The 16,523-nt window shown below is 67.4% G+C and carries 11 protein-coding genes; 4 read left to right on the top strand and 7 right to left on the bottom strand.

The window, feature by feature from the left end:
• Positions 1 to 266: 266 nt before the first annotated feature.
• From KOR34_RS08755 to KOR34_RS08745, 3 genes are all read right to left on the bottom strand, one after another.
• Entirely contained in the window at positions 267 to 1,220 is a 954-nt protein-coding gene (locus KOR34_RS08755) for a phosphatidate cytidylyltransferase (RefSeq protein WP_146564071.1), read from the bottom strand.
• Positions 1,221 to 1,262: 42 nt separating this feature from the next.
• Positions 1,263 to 2,018, bottom strand: coding sequence for an isoprenyl transferase (locus KOR34_RS08750; protein ID WP_146564069.1), 756 nt, complete (start codon positions 2,016 to 2,018; stop codon positions 1,263 to 1,265).
• Positions 2,019 to 2,088: 70 nt separating this feature from the next.
• Positions 2,089 to 3,372, bottom strand: a complete 1,284-nt coding sequence (locus tag KOR34_RS08745) for an adenylosuccinate synthase (protein WP_146564067.1) — start codon at positions 3,370 to 3,372, stop codon at positions 2,089 to 2,091.
• Positions 3,373 to 3,652: 280 nt separating this feature from the next.
• Between KOR34_RS08745 and KOR34_RS08740 the strand changes: the two genes are divergently transcribed.
• Positions 3,653 to 4,882 (top strand): hypothetical protein, encoded by a 1,230-nt coding sequence (locus KOR34_RS08740; RefSeq protein ID WP_146564065.1) that lies wholly within the window; start codon positions 3,653 to 3,655, stop codon positions 4,880 to 4,882.
• On the opposite strand, the gene sppA is transcribed toward KOR34_RS08740, so the two are convergent.
• Positions 4,854 to 6,680: a signal peptide peptidase SppA gene (sppA, locus tag KOR34_RS08735; RefSeq protein ID WP_146564063.1), complete on the bottom strand. Its 1,827-nt coding sequence runs from the start codon at positions 6,678 to 6,680 to the stop codon at positions 4,854 to 4,856. The two genes, KOR34_RS08740 and sppA, sit on opposite strands and share 29 nt — an antisense overlap.
• A 242-nt stretch (positions 6,681 to 6,922) precedes the next feature.
• On the opposite strand from sppA, the gene KOR34_RS08730 reads away from it, so the two are divergent.
• A complete protein-coding gene (locus KOR34_RS08730) occupies positions 6,923 to 8,167 on the top strand; it encodes a hypothetical protein (protein WP_146564061.1) in 1,245 nt (414 codons plus the stop codon).
• A gap of 1,443 nt (positions 8,168 to 9,610) precedes the next feature.
• Here KOR34_RS08730 and KOR34_RS08725 read toward each other — a convergent pair.
• The 3 genes from KOR34_RS08725 to KOR34_RS08715 all read right to left on the bottom strand — a co-directional run bounded on the left by KOR34_RS08725 (position 9,611) and on the right by KOR34_RS08715 (position 13,188).
• Positions 9,611 to 10,207, bottom strand: a complete 597-nt coding sequence (locus KOR34_RS08725) for an imm11 family protein (RefSeq protein ID WP_146564059.1) — start codon at positions 10,205 to 10,207, stop codon at positions 9,611 to 9,613.
• 108 nt (positions 10,208 to 10,315) lie between these two features.
• The gene (locus KOR34_RS08720; RefSeq protein WP_146564057.1) at positions 10,316 to 11,134 is read right to left on the bottom strand and encodes a hypothetical protein; all 819 of its coding nucleotides are present in this window, start codon (positions 11,132 to 11,134) and stop codon (positions 10,316 to 10,318) included.
• 107 nt (positions 11,135 to 11,241) lie between these two features.
• Entirely contained in the window at positions 11,242 to 13,188 is a 1,947-nt protein-coding gene (locus KOR34_RS08715) for a redoxin domain-containing protein (protein ID WP_146564055.1), read from the bottom strand.
• A 211-nt stretch (positions 13,189 to 13,399) separates the two neighbouring features.
• Between KOR34_RS08715 and KOR34_RS08710 the strand changes: the two genes are divergently transcribed.
• Positions 13,400 to 14,983 (top strand): Re/Si-specific NAD(P)(+) transhydrogenase subunit alpha, encoded by a 1,584-nt coding sequence (locus KOR34_RS08710; RefSeq protein WP_197531262.1) that lies wholly within the window; start codon positions 13,400 to 13,402, stop codon positions 14,981 to 14,983.
• A 128-nt stretch (positions 14,984 to 15,111) separates the two neighbouring features.
• Positions 15,112 to 16,521, top strand: a complete 1,410-nt coding sequence (locus KOR34_RS08705) for an NAD(P)(+) transhydrogenase (Re/Si-specific) subunit beta (protein WP_146564053.1) — start codon at positions 15,112 to 15,114, stop codon at positions 16,519 to 16,521.
• The last annotated feature ends 2 nt before the right edge of the window (positions 16,522 to 16,523 follow it).

The raw sequence follows: 16,523 nt of genomic DNA, 5'->3' as shown, positions 1-16,523 counted from the left end.
GCCTGGGCCGGCTCCCGATTTCCTACGCAACGCCTTCGGCCTGTGGAGGAAGAACCTGCGGCGGAAGAATGGTCACTCTCCTGGAACGACAACGGCGGCCGCAAGGCCGCCTCAACCGGCGGACATCCGCGCCCGCCACTGCTTCAAACTATACCTGATCCGCCAATCCCGACGCCAGGAGTTGGCGCCCCCACACGCGCAAGTATCGCCGGGGCAGCGGGTTGTGGCAATTGCCCCGTTTGTAGCGGGGCTGGCCTCCTGGCAGGCTACGGCCCCACCACCCCCAGCACCCAGAGGACATAGGCAATCGGGGCCGAGAAGATAATCGAATCCAGCAGGTCGAGCACCCCCCCAAACCCGGGGAGCCACGAGCTGGAATTCTTCAACCCGGCGTCCCGCTTGAGCAGCGAGATCGCCAGGTCGCCGCAGACGGCGGCCACCACCAGCACCGCGCTGTAGACGGCCACACCGGTCCACCAGGCGGCGCCCGACTTCCCCGAAACGCAGCCGCAATACTCGGCCACCGGTCCCAGCACCAGCAGCCCGCCCACCAGCCCCAGCGCCAGGCCGCCGGCGGCGCCCTCCCAGGTCTTCCCCGGGCTGAGGATGGGCGTCATCTTGTGCCGCCCGCAGATCCGGCCGGTGAAGTAGGCGCCGGTGTCGTTGCACTTGGTGATCGCCACCACGGACAGCAGGGCGATGAGCCCCCAGCGGCCGTCGTCGCCCCAGCGGTCGCCGCTGATCAGACGGAGCTGCACGACAAACCCCATCAGGCCGCCGCTGTAGGCGATTGCCAGCACCGCCTGCGAGAGCCGGATGGTCGCCACGCCCGGCTGCTGGTAGCGGAGCATCTCGACGACAATCGCCATCAGCACGCTCAGCGCCAGACCAATGGCGGTCCAGCCCGCGCTGGCGACCGCCTCGCCGCGGGTCGGGTAGAACAGCGGTGCGAAGCTGATCACCACGGTCAGCAGGGCGCCGGTCGCCACCACGTAGCGGGTCGGCGTGATGTGGCGCGGCTCGCCGGTGGCGGAGTCGCTCTCGTACAGCTTGGCGTTGCTCTCGAACAGCCGCACGAGCTCGCCCGCCCCCAGGAACGCCCCCAGGAATGCCAGCGGCGAGAGCCACAGGCCCGGCCTGGGCGAGTGGTAGTCGAGCCAGGCCAGCCCCCCCAGCACGCTCACCAGCACCGCTCCAACCAGTAGTCGCCAAATCAGCACAGGGGAGCCGGCCGGGGTGAAAGGTTGCGGGGGCGCGGGGGTTCAGACATTCAACCCGCCGTAACGGCGTTCGCGCCGGGCGAAGTCGTGGATCGCGTGGTGGAGCGTCTCTTCGGTAAAGTCGGGCCAGCACCGCTCGGTGACCCAGATCTCCGCGTAGCTAACCTGCCACAGCAGGAAGTTGCTGATCCGCAGCTCGCCCGCCGTGCGGATCAGCAGGTCCGGGTCGGGGAGGCCCGCCGTGTAGAGCCGGTCGGAGATCACCTGCTCGCTGACGTCGGCCGGCGAGAGGGCGCCGTCGGCCGCCTCGGCCGCGATCCGGGCGACCGCGTCGGTCAGCTCGGCGCGGCCGCCGTAGTTGATCGCCAGGTTGAGCCGCATGCCGGTGTTGGCCGCGCTCAGCTCGATGGTCTTATCGACCTCGGCGAGCACGTCGTCGGGCAGGCCGGCGCGGCGGCCAAGCATCGACACGCGGATGTTGTTGTCCATGATGGTCGGCCGCTCGTCGACCATGTACTGCGCGAGCAGCCGCATCAGGAAGTCGAGCTCCGCCTGCGGGCGTTTCCAGTTCTCGCTGCTCAGGCAGTAGAGGGTCAGGTCGCCGATGGCGCCCAGGCGGGCCGCCTCTTCGGTGACCCGGCGTACCGAGGTGACGCCGCGCTCGTGGCCCTGCATGCGGGGCAGCCCGCGGCGTTCGGCCCAGCGGCCGTTGCCGTCCATGATGATCGCGATGTGCCGGGGCCACCGCTCGGGGGGCAGTTCGGCGAGCGACGGGGGCGGGTCAACGCCGGCGGTCATGGCGGGCTGCGTAGGGGAGGTTGAGCTGCGTTCGTGGGGGCCGTGGTGGTTTCGTGGCGACGCGCCGGAGCTAGGCCCCCACCGCGGCCGCCGCCGCAATCGTCTGCTCGCGGCCCGGGCCGACCGACACGTACTCGACCGGGGCGCCTACCAGCTCGCTCACGCGTTTCAGGTAGCCCAGCGCCGCGGGCGGGAGCTGGTCCATCTCGCGGCAGCCGGTGATGTCCTCGTCCCAGCCGGGCAGGGTCTCGTAGACGGCCGTGACGCGGCGGAGGTCGTCGACGTGGCTGGGGTAGGTGTCGGTGGTGCGTCCGTCGAGCTCGTAGGCGGTGCAGATCTTGATCTCTTTGAGCCCGCTGAGCACGTCCATCAGCATCACGCTGATCGCGTCGACGCCGCTCAGCCGGGCCGTGTACCGCAGCGCGACCGCGTCCAGCCAGCCGCACCGGCGCGGGCGGCGGGTGACGGTGCCGTACTCGTTGCCCTGGTCGCGGAGGTGCTGGCCGTACTCGTTGTCCTGCTCGGTCGGGAACGGACCGCCGCCAACGCGGGTGGAGTACGCCTTGACGATGCCCAGCGTGTGGGTGATGTGCTTGGCCGGCACGCCCGACCCGTTGCACACACCCACGCCAGAGCTGTTGCTGCTGGTCACGTAGGGGTAGGTGCCGTGGTCGACGTCCAGCAGCGACCCCTGCGCGCCCTCGAACAAGAGCTGCTTGCCCTCTTCGGCGGCGGTCAGCAGCATCTCGGTGGTGTCGCAGACGTGGGCCTTGAGCTTCTCGGCGAAGCCGGAGTACTGCTCGATGACCGCGTCGGCGTCGATCCGGTCCTCGGCGGCCAGCAGCTCGTTCTTGGCCACGGCGATGTGCCGCACGCGCTCCGCGAACGAGTCGCGGTAGAGGTCGCCCATACGCACCGCGAACGACCGGCCCACCTTGTCGCGGTAGCAGGGGCCGATGCCGCGCTGCGTGGTGCCGATGTCCTCGCCGCCGGTGCTCTTGTCCAGCACCCGGTCTTCGGCGAAGTGCCACGGCATGATGACGTGCGCGCGGTCGCTGATCTTGAGGTTGTCCAGGTGGGTCATCCCCCGGCCCTTCAGCTCGTCCAGCTCCTCGATCGCCTTGGCAGGGTTGATCACCACCCCGCCGGCGATCACGCACGTGACGCCCGGCGTCAGCACGCCCGAGGGCAACAGCGACAGCTTGTAGGTCTGGTCGCCCACCACCACAGTGTGGCCGGCGTTGGCGCCGCCCTGGTAGCGGACCACGAAGTCGCTCTGCTGCGTCAGCAGGTCGACGATCTTGCCCTTCGCCTCGTCACCCCACTGGAGGCCAATCACACAAACGCCAGGCACGCGGGACCCCCGCTCATAGCAATGTGGGCAGTAAATACGACGGCAGAAAACGAGCCGGCGCTTGCCCAAGCCAACGCCGGCCGATCCCCCGGGCGTGATCCGCCCGGTGCAAACCCAGATTCTACGTCGGCCCGCGAGCGGGGGTCAACCGGCGGGACGCCAGCGTTGCGGGCATCGCCCCCGCGGCCGGCGGGCAGAATCGTTGACCTCCGCCCGGTTGGCCCGTAGTCTGCGTTCGCCCGATTCCCTTGAGGACGATCCCCCACGCAGGAGGCGGAAAATGCACCTACGGTTTGCCCTGGCCCCGGCGTTGGTCTTGGCGCTCGCCGCCCAGGCGGGCGCGGTCAATGTGGTGATCGACTACTCTTACGACTCCTACAACTTCTTCGGCGCCGGCAACCCGGACGGGCCCGCGGCCGGCGAGAAGGCCCGGGCCGCCCTGGACGAGGTAGCCCGCTACTACTCCGAGATCCTGCTCGACACGTTCTCCGAAATCCGAACCCCCAATCCGCTGGCCAGCTCGGCGTTCAACGGCGTTGCTACCTGGGCGTGGGACATGACCTTCACCCACCCGGCGACGGGGGGCTCCGTCACGCTGTCCGACCAGGTAATCGCCGCGGACGAGTACCGCATCTACGCGGGCGGGCGGTCCATCGCCGGCACGACCCTGGGCATTGGCGGCCCGGGCGGCTACGGGTGGAGCCAGGGTGGCAACGGCGGCTTCTTCACGTCCGCCGAGGTGGACCAGATCAACGCGATCAGCGACTCGTTCTCCCAGGCGGTGGAATCGCGTGGGGAGCCCGCCGGCCAGTTCGCCGCCTGGGGCGGCTCGGTCACCTTCGACTCCGACAGCAGCGCCGATTGGCACTGGGACTGGACCACCGACGTCGGCACGTTCAAAGACGACTTCTACTCGGTAGTGATCCACGAGGTCGGCCACGCGCTCGGCTTGGGCACGGCGTCGGAGTGGTACGCGTTGATCTCTGGCGGCAGCTTCCTCGGCAGCAACGCCTACGCGGCCAACGGAAACTCGTACCCCGCGGCGATCGGCGGCCACTGGGGCTACGGCGTCGATAGCACCATCCTCGGCACGTCGATCACGCAGGAGGCCTCGCTCGACCCGGACGTGACCAGCGGGACACGCAAGTACCTCACCGCGCTCGACGCGGCCGCGATGCAGGACATCGGCTGGGAGGTCGCCACGATTGCGCCGCCGATGGGGGGCGACCCGCTCCTAGGCGACTACAACAACGACGGCCTCGTCGACGCGGCCGACTACACCGTGTGGCGCGACAACGTCGGCCAGCCGGCGGGCACGCTGCCCAACGACGCCACCGGGGCCGCGGTCGGATCCGGCCAGTACCTGCTCTGGCGCGACAACTACGGGACTAGCGCCGGGCTGAGTCCATCGGCCGCGCCCGAGCCTTCCGCCGCCACATTCGCGGGGCTGCTCCTCGCGACGCTGCTCCGTACGCGTCGGGTTACTCAACCACGATCTCGACGGGCATAAACAGCCCCACGCGTTCCTTCTGCAGCAGCCGCTGCCAGACGCTGAACCGGCCGACCGCCTCACGCAGGCCGGCCGGCAGGGCCAGGCCCTCGACCCGCACCGACACCTCGCGCTGCTGCTTGCCGCCGCCGAACAGCTCCTCGAACAGGTCGGGCTGCTCGGGGAGCGTCATGATCCGGACCTTCTCGTCCGCTTTCAGGCCGGCCATCTTCTTGGCCTCGGCGACCGCGTCGTGCAGCGAGCCGAGCTCGTCGACCAGGCCGTTCTCCTTCGCCTGGCGGCCGGTGTAGACCTTGCCGCTGGCCAGCGAGAGCAGCTTGTCCTGCTCCATGTGGCGCCCCTCGGCGGCCTTGCTGGTGAACTGCCCGTAGACGTCCTCCATCATCCGCAGCATGGCCTGGCGTTCCCGCTCGGTGAACTTGTCGGTGCTGCTGAAGATGCCGCTGTTCTCGCCACGGCTGATCACGTCGACCGACAGCCCGACCTTCTTGTACAGGCCGGCCAGCGCCATCTTGCCGCTCACCACGCCGATCGAACCGGTCACGGTCTGCGGCTCCGCGATGATCTTGTCCGCGCCCATCGAGATGTAGTAGCCGCCGCTGGCCGCCACGTCGCCCATGCTGGCGATCACCGGCTTCTCGATCTGCTGGATCTTGCGCCAGATCAGGTCGCTGGCGATCGCCGAGCCGCCGGGGCTGTTCACCCGCAGCACGATCGCCACGACATCCTTGTCACGGTTGGCGGTGTCGAGCGCCTCGACCATGGAGGTCGAGCCGATGGTCGTGGCGCCGAACAGGTCCGACTCGCTCTTGCCGGTCATGATCGGGCCCACCGCGTACACCACCGCAACCTTCTTGCCACGCGCCGGACCGTCGTTGCCCGCGCCGGCCAGCACGCCCATCAGCTTGAAGAACCCCGCGGGGCCGGAGAAGTCGGTGTCGACCTTCTTCGCGCCGTAGTTCTCCACGTACACCAGCTTGTCGCCCTCGTGCTTACCGGCCAGCGTGGCGCGCACCTCGTCCGGGTACGCCACGCGGTCGATCAGCCCCAGCTTCAGCGCCTCGCCGGCGCTGATCACGCCCTGGTCCACCGCCTCGCGGGCCTGGGCTTCAGTGACCGGGCGGTCGAGGCCGATGGTCTCGTAGAGCTGCACGTAGAGGTCGTCGACCATCGCGGTCAGGTTCTTCTTGACCGGCTCGCTCCACTGGTCGCGGGTGTAGGTCTCGCCGGCGCCCTTGGCGTCGCCCATGTGGAGGAAGTCGGCCTCGATCCCCACCTTGGACAGCAGGCCCTTCATGAACAGGCCCTCGGCGCGCACGCCGGGCAGCACCAGCAGGCCGCTCTCGGGCATGATGATCTGGTCGCAGGCGCACGCGATGAGGTAGTCGCCGGGGGTGGCCATCTCGAGCTGGGCGTGCACCGTCTTGCCGGACTCTCGGAACCGCTTGATCGCGGCCCGCACCTCATCCACGCCCCCGCGGCCGAGCTGCGGGTTCTGCAGGTCGAGCACCATGCCCTCGATCGAGTCGTCGTCCGCGGCGCGGTCGATCTTCGCGACCAGCTTGGCGAGGCTGGTCTTCATCTCGGCGAACGGCCCGGCGCCGCCGGGGCCCTCCGGCACGGCGCCGCTGAGCACCAGGTTGGCGTATCGCACCTTCTTGGCGGTCTTCGAGGCCGCCGGCTTCTGCGCCACGCGGACGCCGTCGGTCGGCGTCGACTGGGCAACGGCAACAATAGGAGTCGCGGCCAGCAGGCAAGCCGCTAGCAGCGCGGCGTAGGGTCGGTGAAGGGAGGTCATAGGGTTCGGCCTGGACGGGTGTGCTGGGAAGGGGCGGGGATGATCACCTGGGGAGTTCGCCGCTTGGCGCCGGTTCTTGGGCCGGCGCGCTGAGCCCCGCCCCCCTATCTTACCGCAGCGACCAGCATCGGGCGGCGGAAAAAGGGGTGGGCCGGCCTGGATCCGATCCCGCCAATCCGCTAACGTCCCGGCCCCATCGCCCCTGATCCAAAGCGCCCTGTTAGGCACAACGGAGACAGTCCATGCTCGGACGCATGCTCAAACCGGCCCTCCTGCTCACCCTCGCCGCCGTGCTGGCGCCGGCCCCGCCGGCCGCCGCGCAGAACCTGTTCCGCCGTTTCGTGCCGGTGCAGCGGGTCGAGGCCGACCCCAGCGAGTCCTACTCGCTCGAGCAGACGCACGGGCCGTGGCTCATCATGGCCTCCACCTTCACCGGCGAGGGCGCCGAGCAGCAGGCCCGTCAGGTCGCCCTGGAGCTCCGCCAGCGGCTCAACGCCCGGTCCTACGTGCACGACCTCAAACTGGAGCTCGACACCGAGAACGTCGGCCGCGGTGTGGACAAGCACGGCAACCGGAAGCAGATGAAGTACCGCAGCGGCGACACCGTGCACGAGTGGGCCGTGCTGGTCGGCGACTTCCCCAACGTCGACGACCCCGAGGCCCAGCGCATGCTGGACAACATCAAGCGGTTCGAGCCCGACGCGCTGAAGATCGAAGAGGACAAGCCCACCTTCCAGACGCTGGCCTACATCCGCCGGCACCAGGAGCGGGTCATCCAGAAGGTGAGCAACGCCGAGCCCCACGGGCCGATGCGCACCGCGTTCATCACCCGCAACCCGCTGCTGCCCAAGGAGTACTTTGTGCCCAAGGGCGTGGACAAGTTCGTGGCCGACATGAACAAAGGGGTCAAGCACAGCCTGCTGGACATGAAGGGCCGCTACACGGTGAAGGTCGCCACGTTCGCCGGCAAGGCGCAGCTCCAGACCGCCTCGCTCGCCAGCACCCGCAGCCAGCGGAAGCCGGACGTCGACCCGCTGATCGAGGCCGCCGAAAACGCCCACCTGCTCGTCGAAGAGATGCGCCGCCTGAACATCGAGGCCTACGAGTTCCACGACCGCTACCAGAGCTACGTCACGGTCGGGTCGTACGACGAGGTCGCCCGGATCGACGACCAGGGCAACCTGCTCCCCACCGAACAGATGATGCCGGTCATCAAGGCGTTCGGCGCCGCGTACAACACGCCGTCCGACCCGCTGCAGCGCGCCACGTTGCCGTCGCAGGCCGCCAGCAAGGCCGCGCAGGTCGAGTCGCAGTTCAAGCAGGTGTTCCAGCAGAAGCACGGCCAGGTGGCCAGCGGCCTGAACCCCAAGTTCGCCCGCGTGCCGCCCAACAGCAAGAACGCGCGGGTCATCCCGTTCGACATCCACCCGCACGTCATCGAGGCGCCCAAGCGGAGCATCAGCGGCTCGTTCAGCCTGTTCCGCTAGGCCAGACTCCCTCCCCCCGCGGGGGAGGGCCGGGGTGGGGGTGAAGACGGCACACGGCTCGCCGATCCTCGCGTGCCCCCTACCTCCCCGGGAGTTTTGTCCGAGAACACGCGCGAAGCGGACAAAACTCCGGGCACAGCTCCGCACCGCTTTTCGCCTAAGCCGTTTTTGAGCAACGACTTGCAGCCCCCCCCGCGTCTCAGCGGCAGGGGGTTTTGTCCGTTCGTGCGCATCCCAGCGGACACAACCCAGTCCAAGGTCAGCCGCCCCGTTAGACTTAGACAGCGCCCCAGAACGGTCGCCACGGCATACCGGGCAACCGTTCATTAGATCGCGCAGGGTGGCCGGTTTCTATTGAAAACCACCTCGAGTCGGGCCGCTGAGGGATGAATCGTAGCTGCCTCTGCGGGGCGCGCGGATGGGCGGACTAGGTTGTGGACCAACTATGCGCGTCGGGGGATACGGGCATACTACGGATCTAGAGCCGGCGATGCTTTACAACTCGTCGATGGTGTGCCAAGAGTCGATAACCGATGCACCGCTGGCGTTCCAGAGAAGCCGTTACCCAAACGTCTCTGAGCAGGAGATATTGGTGTTCCTAGTAGAAGGTCTTTATCACCAGCGGAGCTAAGGGTGAGTAAGTCTGATTGCGATGACTACATTGGCTTTTCACTCTGTGGTAGTGAGGTCGTAGTAGGCGATCTAGTGAATGAGCCGGCGGTGTATCATGTCAGTTCGGATCTCTCTGGCCGATGTCGCCTTCCGGCCACTGCTATCAACGCAGCCGCAACTGATGAGGCGGGCGCGTTCGCGGTAGATGGAGGATGCTTCTTTATCGCTTCACGCCGAGCCTACGACGATTTGAAGTGCATCGCTTCTGATGGCAGTTTCATTACGACGCCTGAACGTGTTGAAATCGAGAGAGATCACGTTGGCGAAGACTTTGGGTTTGTGATCGCTGGGCAAGTCGACTCTTTGGCGTTTACAGGCGACGGCATCTATAAGCTGGACATCTCACAACTCGCTGGCTGTGCCAGTAGCCTCAATGGCGATCCTACGGACAAGTCATCGAGAAGTGTTCTCCAGAAAGCCCTTCGAATGATGGGGACTCTAGTTTGCACAAGTTGTTTCCAAAGCGAGTGTATGGAGCATCCAGATCTTGGGAGAGCGCCTCGTGATGCGCAAAGCAAGCAGCGTTGGGTGCTGATTATGGCAGCGCACGCAACCAATCAAGGGTGGCGTGGAACACCTGAACCGAGTGCGTTCGGTGGTTTCTCTATTCGCTGCCCCAAGTGCAGTCGATCGTAGTGGCGCCCGGCGGAGTAAGTACAGCGATCGCACTGCCGGACAAGCCGGACAGTGGAGCCCCAAACGGGCCACCCCGGCCGCCCGACTCGCCGATGAGATTCGCTGGAAACCCTCCCCATACGGGACAAGAACTGTTCAATCGTCTGTGACAGGCATTTCCTGAACGATGACCACCCCACGGAAGCCTTCCGCTTCGATTAACTCTTTGACGTCCTCTCGCAAGACCATAGTAGGGGTCCCGCCAATCACGAAGAGTCGCTCATCCGCGATTAAGCTGCGTCTTAGCCAAACTGGACCTCTTACTTCAAACATTCCGTTAGGACGCGGGGTCCAATCGTCATTGCGGACCTTGGTACGTTGCCTGTCGATGCAGTCCACGACCGTAAGCACATTGCCCAGGTACATTGTGCGGGCAGGAATCTTGGGCTTATCGGGGTCGTTCACAAGCCGAAACGGAAGGTACTGGAGATCGCCGGGGACTAGCCCCTCAACGAACTGCTTCATCCGTGCTGAGAAGATCGGCCAGGATCGACCGCTCGCGACGGTGAAGTCCACCACAAACGATGCATCTGGACACCGCCCTTCGGTTTGCCTGTTCCAGTCGCCTAACTCCTTAGGCCCTCTGAGCTTAACCATCCCTTCAACATCCGGCGGCTCAAATTTGACTCTCCATTCACGTCCCCAGTGCGCTTGCTTAGGCGGGTATCCATGCCAGAGATAGTAATACTTCATAGCCCAGTCCCATCAAGCTGGCCGACGCCGGGTGCCACTGCGCGCTCGCCCGCAGTGCGACGCCTGGGCATGGGCATGTCGCCCGGCCAACTCAAGTTAATCGATTCACTACGCCGCACGACTTGGGTAGAGCCATGATGAACACCACGTTTGCCGTGTGTTCTGCATGAACAGAACCGAATCAAACTCGGCGTCGATACCCAAGGATTGAACCAAGTGGTCCAACAGCGGGAAACGATAGGTGCAGCCGTGGCAGAAGTACATGTCCCACTCGGGGTAGTCGATCGGTTGAAACGACAGCCTGTCTTTGGCGAAGCTGTACCCGCAGCTCCCGTCGACGTTGAACACGAACTCGGTGGCGTCTTGGATGTCGGAGAAGACGGTCGTTTCCGGTCGTTCCTTTGACACCGAATCCATTTCGGCGCAAAGCTGGCCCCGAGCGAGCGGGTCGGGGTCGATGCACTGGAGGGAGTACTCGGCGCCGTTATCGACCCGCTGAAAGTCGGATACCCGTTTCCGGAAGTGGGAGAACCGCTGACCGAGGAACCCTAGCAGCCGCGACGACGAATTGGATCCGATGGTGTAGAACGCGCGGTGGCTGCGGCCGCCCTTGCGGATGCGGGCGCTGACGCGAAACAGCATGTCGTTGTTGCGGATCCGTGGAATCGGCAGCCATCCGAGGCGGTTCACCCAGAAGTCGCAGGCGCACATCCCGAACATCCCCAACCCCGTGCTGGGGATCTCGTCGGGTTCGATGGCGGCGTGCAGTAGCTTCCGAACCTGGTCGATCGGCGCGCGGAAGTTGACGGTGAATCGCTTGTTTGTGAACGAGTGAACGCTGACGGGCTGGTGGTTGACGCGGCCCAACCCATCTTGCAGCGATCGCAGATCAAACGGCGAGTGCAACGCGGTTCCGGCAATGGCCATGGCGGTGGCTCCGTAATCGGGCGGACGGGTTACAACGCCTGACAGTGCGGAGCGAGTACAGCGATCGCACAGCCGGACAAGCCGGCAGCGGCGCACTAATCGTTCCGCTAGCGGTTCATCATCGCCCGCAGCGCCACGAGGATCTCCCCCAGCTGCAGCTGCTGGTCGCCGCTGGCGTCGATGCTGGCGAAGTGCTTGGCCAGCAGGTCGCGGCCCTCGGCCTCCTCGCGGGTCAGCCCGCCGTTGTGGTCGGCGTCGGCCGCGTCGAAGATGCCGACCACGTCCAGCCCGGTGCGGACCGGCTTGGCGCCGGCGGGGCGGGCGTCGTCGCGCGGCAGGAGCACGTCGAAGTAGCCCAGCATCATCTCATCCCACGACTGGTCGCCCCAGCGGACGGTCTTGGTCGGGTCCGGGTTGGCCAGGTTGCCGTCGGAGTTGTCGAACGCCGCGCGGCAGTGGATCACCGAGCCGGCGGGCAGCTCGCGCGGCTCGCTCAGCACGTAGCGGGTCTGCCAGTTGAAGTCGTACGCGGGCACGTCGAGCAGCACCTCGCGCTCGCCGCCCGGCGTGGCGAGCTCGTACCGGAACGCCTTGCCGCGGAGGTGCATGTGCGGCGAGAGCGACAGCAGGGTCGCCGGCTTGGCGAGCGGCTGGCTGCTGGCGGTCACCACGTGGTTGGGGTCGTGCGGCGGGATCTTGAAGCCGGTGTTGCCGATCTCGGTCGTGACGACCTCCTGGTTGATCGCCTTGGGTTCCGCGAACAGCAGCCCCAGCCGGCTGGTGTCGGTCTGCTCAGAGCCGACCGGCGTGTAGTGCATCTCGAAGACAAAGTCCGACCCGGCGGGGACCTGCTTCGCCGCGCCGGCGGGCATCGGCTCGTGCCGCAGGCCGGGCACGTACGCGGTGAGGAAGATCCAGTCGCGGCGGCGATCGCCCCCGGGCGGCTCGGCGTAGACGATGATGTGGTGCACCACCTGGCGGTTGCCGGGCTGCACAACCGCGGCGTCGATCCAGCGGTCCTGCTCGAAACCAGACGGGACCTTGAAGTACTGGTAGGGCACGCCCGAGGGGCCGCCGTCGGCGGGAACCACAAACGGCTCGTCGGCCATGGCGAAGACCACGTCGGGCTCGCGGTCGGTGGGCCAGCCCTCGGTGTACTTAGGCGGCGCGGGCAGCTCGGCGGGGTCGCCTTCGGGGCAGCCATTCTCGACCCACTGGTAGATGAGCCGCTTCTCGTCTTCGGGCAGGCTGCGGTCGTTGGCGAACGAGCCGTGCTCCGGGTTGGCGTGCCAGGGGGGCATCCGCTGCTCGCGGACCACCTCGGTGATCATCTCCCCCCAGCCCGCCGCCTGCTCGTGCGTCAGCAGTGGGAACGGGCCGATCTCGCCCTCGCGGTGGCACTCGACGCAGCGCTGCTGGAAGATCGGCGCGATGTGCTTGCTGTAGGTGATGGGGCTGTCCTCGTTCACCTCGCGCGTGCGGCCGATCAGGCAGCCGAGCGCCTTGGTCTGCGGCCGCGACACCGGCTGGCCCGCCAGCAGCTCCTCGAGCGCCTCGCGCAGGTCCTCGCGGGTGGGCTCGTCGCGTTTCACGCCGACCACGTACTGGTCGTCGACGCGGCCCTGGTACCGCACCGCGCGTGACCGGTCGAGCACGAACACCTCGGGCGTCCGCGTGGCGCCCAGCAGGTCGGCCGCGCGGTTCGCCTGGTCCTTGAGCACCGGGTACTCGACCCCGTGCCGGCGGACGAATGAGGCGATCTCCGCCAGCGAGTCCTGCGAGTTCGAGTCGACCGCCAGGAACGCCACGCCCCGCGGGCCGAACTCGTCAGCCAGCCGCTGCAGCCGCGGCGCGTACAGCTTGGCCAGCGGGCACTCGGTCCCCAGGAACGCGACCACCACCAGCTCGCTCGCGGCGTGGTCCGACAACGCGTGCTCCTTGCCGAGGTGGTCGGGCAGCCTAAAGTCAGGCGTGGGGACGGCGTGGGCGGGCGGCGCCGCAAGAGCAGCCACACAGGTCAGCAGCAGCGAACGACGCACAACGGAGCGCAACATAATCGGCTTCTCGGCGGGTCGGTTTGGGCGGACGAGCGTGGTTCATTGTGCCGCATCCGCTCGGACAAGTGAAGCTTCCTTCTCCACTGGCGGGCCCCTGGCTTCCGCCGCCCACCGTGGCGGGGCCGGTGACACCGCACGCGGCGAGCGTTATCCTGACCCTCTCCTGGCGCTCCTCTCATTTTGGCCCCATACGACGCGGACCCACGCTGTGCGAATCGCGATCCCTAGAGAAATCACCGCCGGCGAACGCCGTGTCGCCGCGACGCCCGATTCGGTCCGCGCGCTGCTAAAACTGGGCCACGGGGTCGTGATTGAGGCCGGCGCCGGCGAGCAGGCGGGGTTCACCGACAACGCCTACCGCGACGCCGGCGCCGAGGTGACCGACCACACGCAGTCGCTGTGGTTCGACGCCGGGATGATCCTCAAGGTGCGGCCGCCCACAGACGAGGAGGTCGGGCGGCTGGAGAAGGGCGACATCCTGGCCTGCTACCTGCAGCCCGCCCAGCACGCCGAGCTGCTGACGAAGCTAGCGGACCGCGGCGTCACGGCGCTCGCGCTGGAGGCCGTGCCGCGGATCACCCGCGCGCAGTCCATGGACACGCTCAGCGCGATGGCCAACATCGCCGGCTACCGCGCCGTGATCGAGGCGGCCAATAACTTCGGGCGGTTCTTTGGCGGCCAGATGACCGCCGCCGGCATGCTGCCGCCGGCCAAGGTGCTGGTGATCGGCGCCGGCGTGGCCGGCCTGGCCGCGGTGGGCGCCGCCAAGGGCTTGGGCGCCGTGGTGCGGGCGTTCGACACCCGGCCGGCCACCAAGGAGCAGGTCGAGAGCCTGGGCGGCGAGTTCCTGACGGTCGAGATCGAGGAGTCGGGCGAGGGCGCCGGCGGCTACGCCAAGGAGGTGTCGCAGGCGTTCCTCGACGCCGAGTTCGCGTTGTTCCGCGAGCAGGCCAAGGAGGTCGACATCGTCATCACCACGGCGTTGATCCCGGGCAGGCCGGCGCCCAAGCTGTGGCTGAAAGACATGGTCGAGATGATGAAGCCCGGCTCGGTCGTGGTCGACCTGGCGGGCGAGCAGGGCGGCAACTGCGAGTACACCGAGCCCGGCGAGAAGGTCCAGACACACGGCGTCACGGTGATCGGCTACACCGACATGCCCAGCCGCATGGCCGACACCGCCAGCTCGCTGTACGCCAACGTGATGGTCAACCTGATCAAGCACCTGGGCGGGGCCGAGCCGAGGATCGACATGGAGGACGTCGTGACGCGGGCGATCACCGTCACGCACGACGGGCAGGTCACCTGGCCGCCGCCCGAGCTGCCGGCGCCCACGCCCCCCACCCCCAAGCCAACCAAGCCCACGCCGGCCAGGCAAGAGGAAGCCGATGCGCCGCGGGGCAAGTCGATGGACGCGGTGATGATCACGGCGGGCCTGCTGCTGGCGGCCGTGTGGGGCTACCTGCGTTTCCAAGCGGGCGGCGAGGCCGGCGCCGCGGGCGGCGAGGCCCAGGCCTTCGTGCAGCACCTGACCGTGTTCGTGATGGCGTGCATCGTCGGCTGGCACGTCATCTGGAACGTCTCGGCCGCGCTGCACACGCCGCTGATGGCGGTGACCAACGCGATCAGCGGCATCATCATCGTCGGCGGCCTGCTGACCGGCGGCGCGATCGGCGACGCCGGCGTCACCCCGGCGGTGGTGCTCGGCCTGGCGGCCATCCTGCTGGCGATGATCAACGTCGCCGGCGGGTTCCTGGTGACCCAACGCATGCTCAAGATGTTTAGGAAGGGATGAATCGATTGCGGATTGGGGACTTCGGATTGCGGATTGAACTCTCGCCAAATCGCAAGCGAACGGAATCCACAATCCCCAATCCGCAATCCCCAATCGCCCCACACTCCCCCTAACCACGCGATTCAACCTTGGACCAGGTCTTACTCTCCATCCCGTACCTCGTCGCGGCGGTGCTGTTCATCCTCAGCCTCAAGGGGCTCAGCAGCCAAGAGACCGCGCGCCGCGGCAACTTGTACGGCATCATCGGCATGGCGATCGCCGTGGGCGCGACGATGACCTCGCACGAGATCACCAGCCAGGGGCTGGTGTGGGTCGCGGTGGCGGTGGCGATCGGCGCCGTGGTGGGCGCCGTGATGGCCTCGCGGGTGGCGATGACCTCCATGCCGGAGATGGTCGCGCTGTTGCACAGCTTTGTCGGCGCCGCGGCGGTGCTGGTCGGCTTCGCGAGCTACTTCGGGCCCCACGGCGAGACCGTGGTCGGGCAGCGGATCCACCTGACCGAGATCTTCCTGGCGGTCTGGATCGGCGCGATCACGTTCACCGGCTCGGTGGTCGCGTTCCTGAAACTCTGCGGGAAGCTGTCCGGCAAGCCGCTGCTGCTGCCCGGCCGGCACTTGCTGAACCTGGCCGCGGTGGTGCTGAGCGCCGTGCTGGGCGTGATGTTCGTGCTGCACCTGGGCGGCGTCGCCCCGCTCGTGCTGCTGCTCCTCGCCACTGTGATCGCGCTGCTGCTGGGCGTGCACCTGGTGGCCGCCATCGGCGGCGCGGACATGCCGGTGGTGGTCTCGCTGCTCAACAGCTACTCCGGCTGGACCGCGGCGGCCGCCGGCTTCATGCTCTCCAATGACCTGCTGATCGTGACCGGCGCGCTGGTCGGCGCCAGCGGCGCCATCCTCAGCTACATCATGTGCCACGCGATGAACCGCTCGATCTGGAACGTCGTGTTCGGCGGGTTCGGCGCCGAGCCGAAGGCGGCCGCGGGCGGGGAGTCCTGCTCCATGGAGCAGGCCGGCACGGTCACCGAGACCAGCGTCAGCGACCTGGCCGACGAGCTGAAGCGGGCCGAGAACGTGATTATCGTGCCCGGCTACGGAATGGCCGTCGCACGGGCGCAGCACGCCGTCCGCGAGGTGGGCGACAAGCTCCGCGCCCAGGGCAAGAACGTGCGGTTCGCCATCCACCCGGTCGCCGGCCGCCTGCCCGGGCACATGAACGTGCTGCTGGCCGAGGCGAGCGTCCCGTACGACATCGTGCTGGAGATGGACGAGATCAACGCCGATTTCCCCGACACGGATGTCGTGCTGGTGATCGGCGCCAACGACATCGTGAACCCCAGCGCGCTGACCGACCCGGGCAGCCCGATCGCCGGCATGCCGGTGCTCGAGGTGTGGGAGGCCAAGCGGGTCGTGATGCTCAAGCGGGGCAGGGCGGCCGGCTACGCGGGCGTCGATAATCCGCTGTTCTACTACGACAACACCCACATGCTCTTCGGCGACGCGCACGACAGCATGAACGAGTTGGTGGGCGAACTCTCCTAAGG

The sequence above is a fragment of the Posidoniimonas corsicana genome, from assembly GCF_007859765.1.
GTDB classification, from domain to species: Bacteria; Planctomycetota; Planctomycetia; order Pirellulales; family Lacipirellulaceae; genus Posidoniimonas; species Posidoniimonas corsicana.
Note: the sequence above shows the minus strand (reverse complement) of the source record. Positions and strands in the feature narration are given on the sequence as shown.

Coding starts and splice junctions, on each gene's coding strand:
- KOR34_RS08715 (WP_146564055.1), bottom strand. CDS start 13,188: ATGTTGCGCTCCGTTGTGCGTCGTTCGCTGCTGCTGACCTGTGTGGCT.
- KOR34_RS08750 (WP_146564069.1), bottom strand. CDS start 2,018: ATGACCGCCGGCGTTGACCCGCCCCCGTCGCTCGCCGAACTGCCCCCC.
- KOR34_RS08730 (WP_146564061.1), top strand. CDS start 6,923: ATGCTCGGACGCATGCTCAAACCGGCCCTCCTGCTCACCCTCGCCGCC.
- KOR34_RS08720 (WP_146564057.1), bottom strand. CDS start 11,134: ATGGCCATTGCCGGAACCGCGTTGCACTCGCCGTTTGATCTGCGATCG.
- KOR34_RS08740 (WP_146564065.1), top strand. CDS start 3,653: ATGCACCTACGGTTTGCCCTGGCCCCGGCGTTGGTCTTGGCGCTCGCC.
- KOR34_RS08725 (WP_146564059.1), bottom strand. CDS start 10,207: ATGAAGTATTACTATCTCTGGCATGGATACCCGCCTAAGCAAGCGCAC.
- sppA (WP_146564063.1), bottom strand. CDS start 6,680: ATGACCTCCCTTCACCGACCCTACGCCGCGCTGCTAGCGGCTTGCCTG.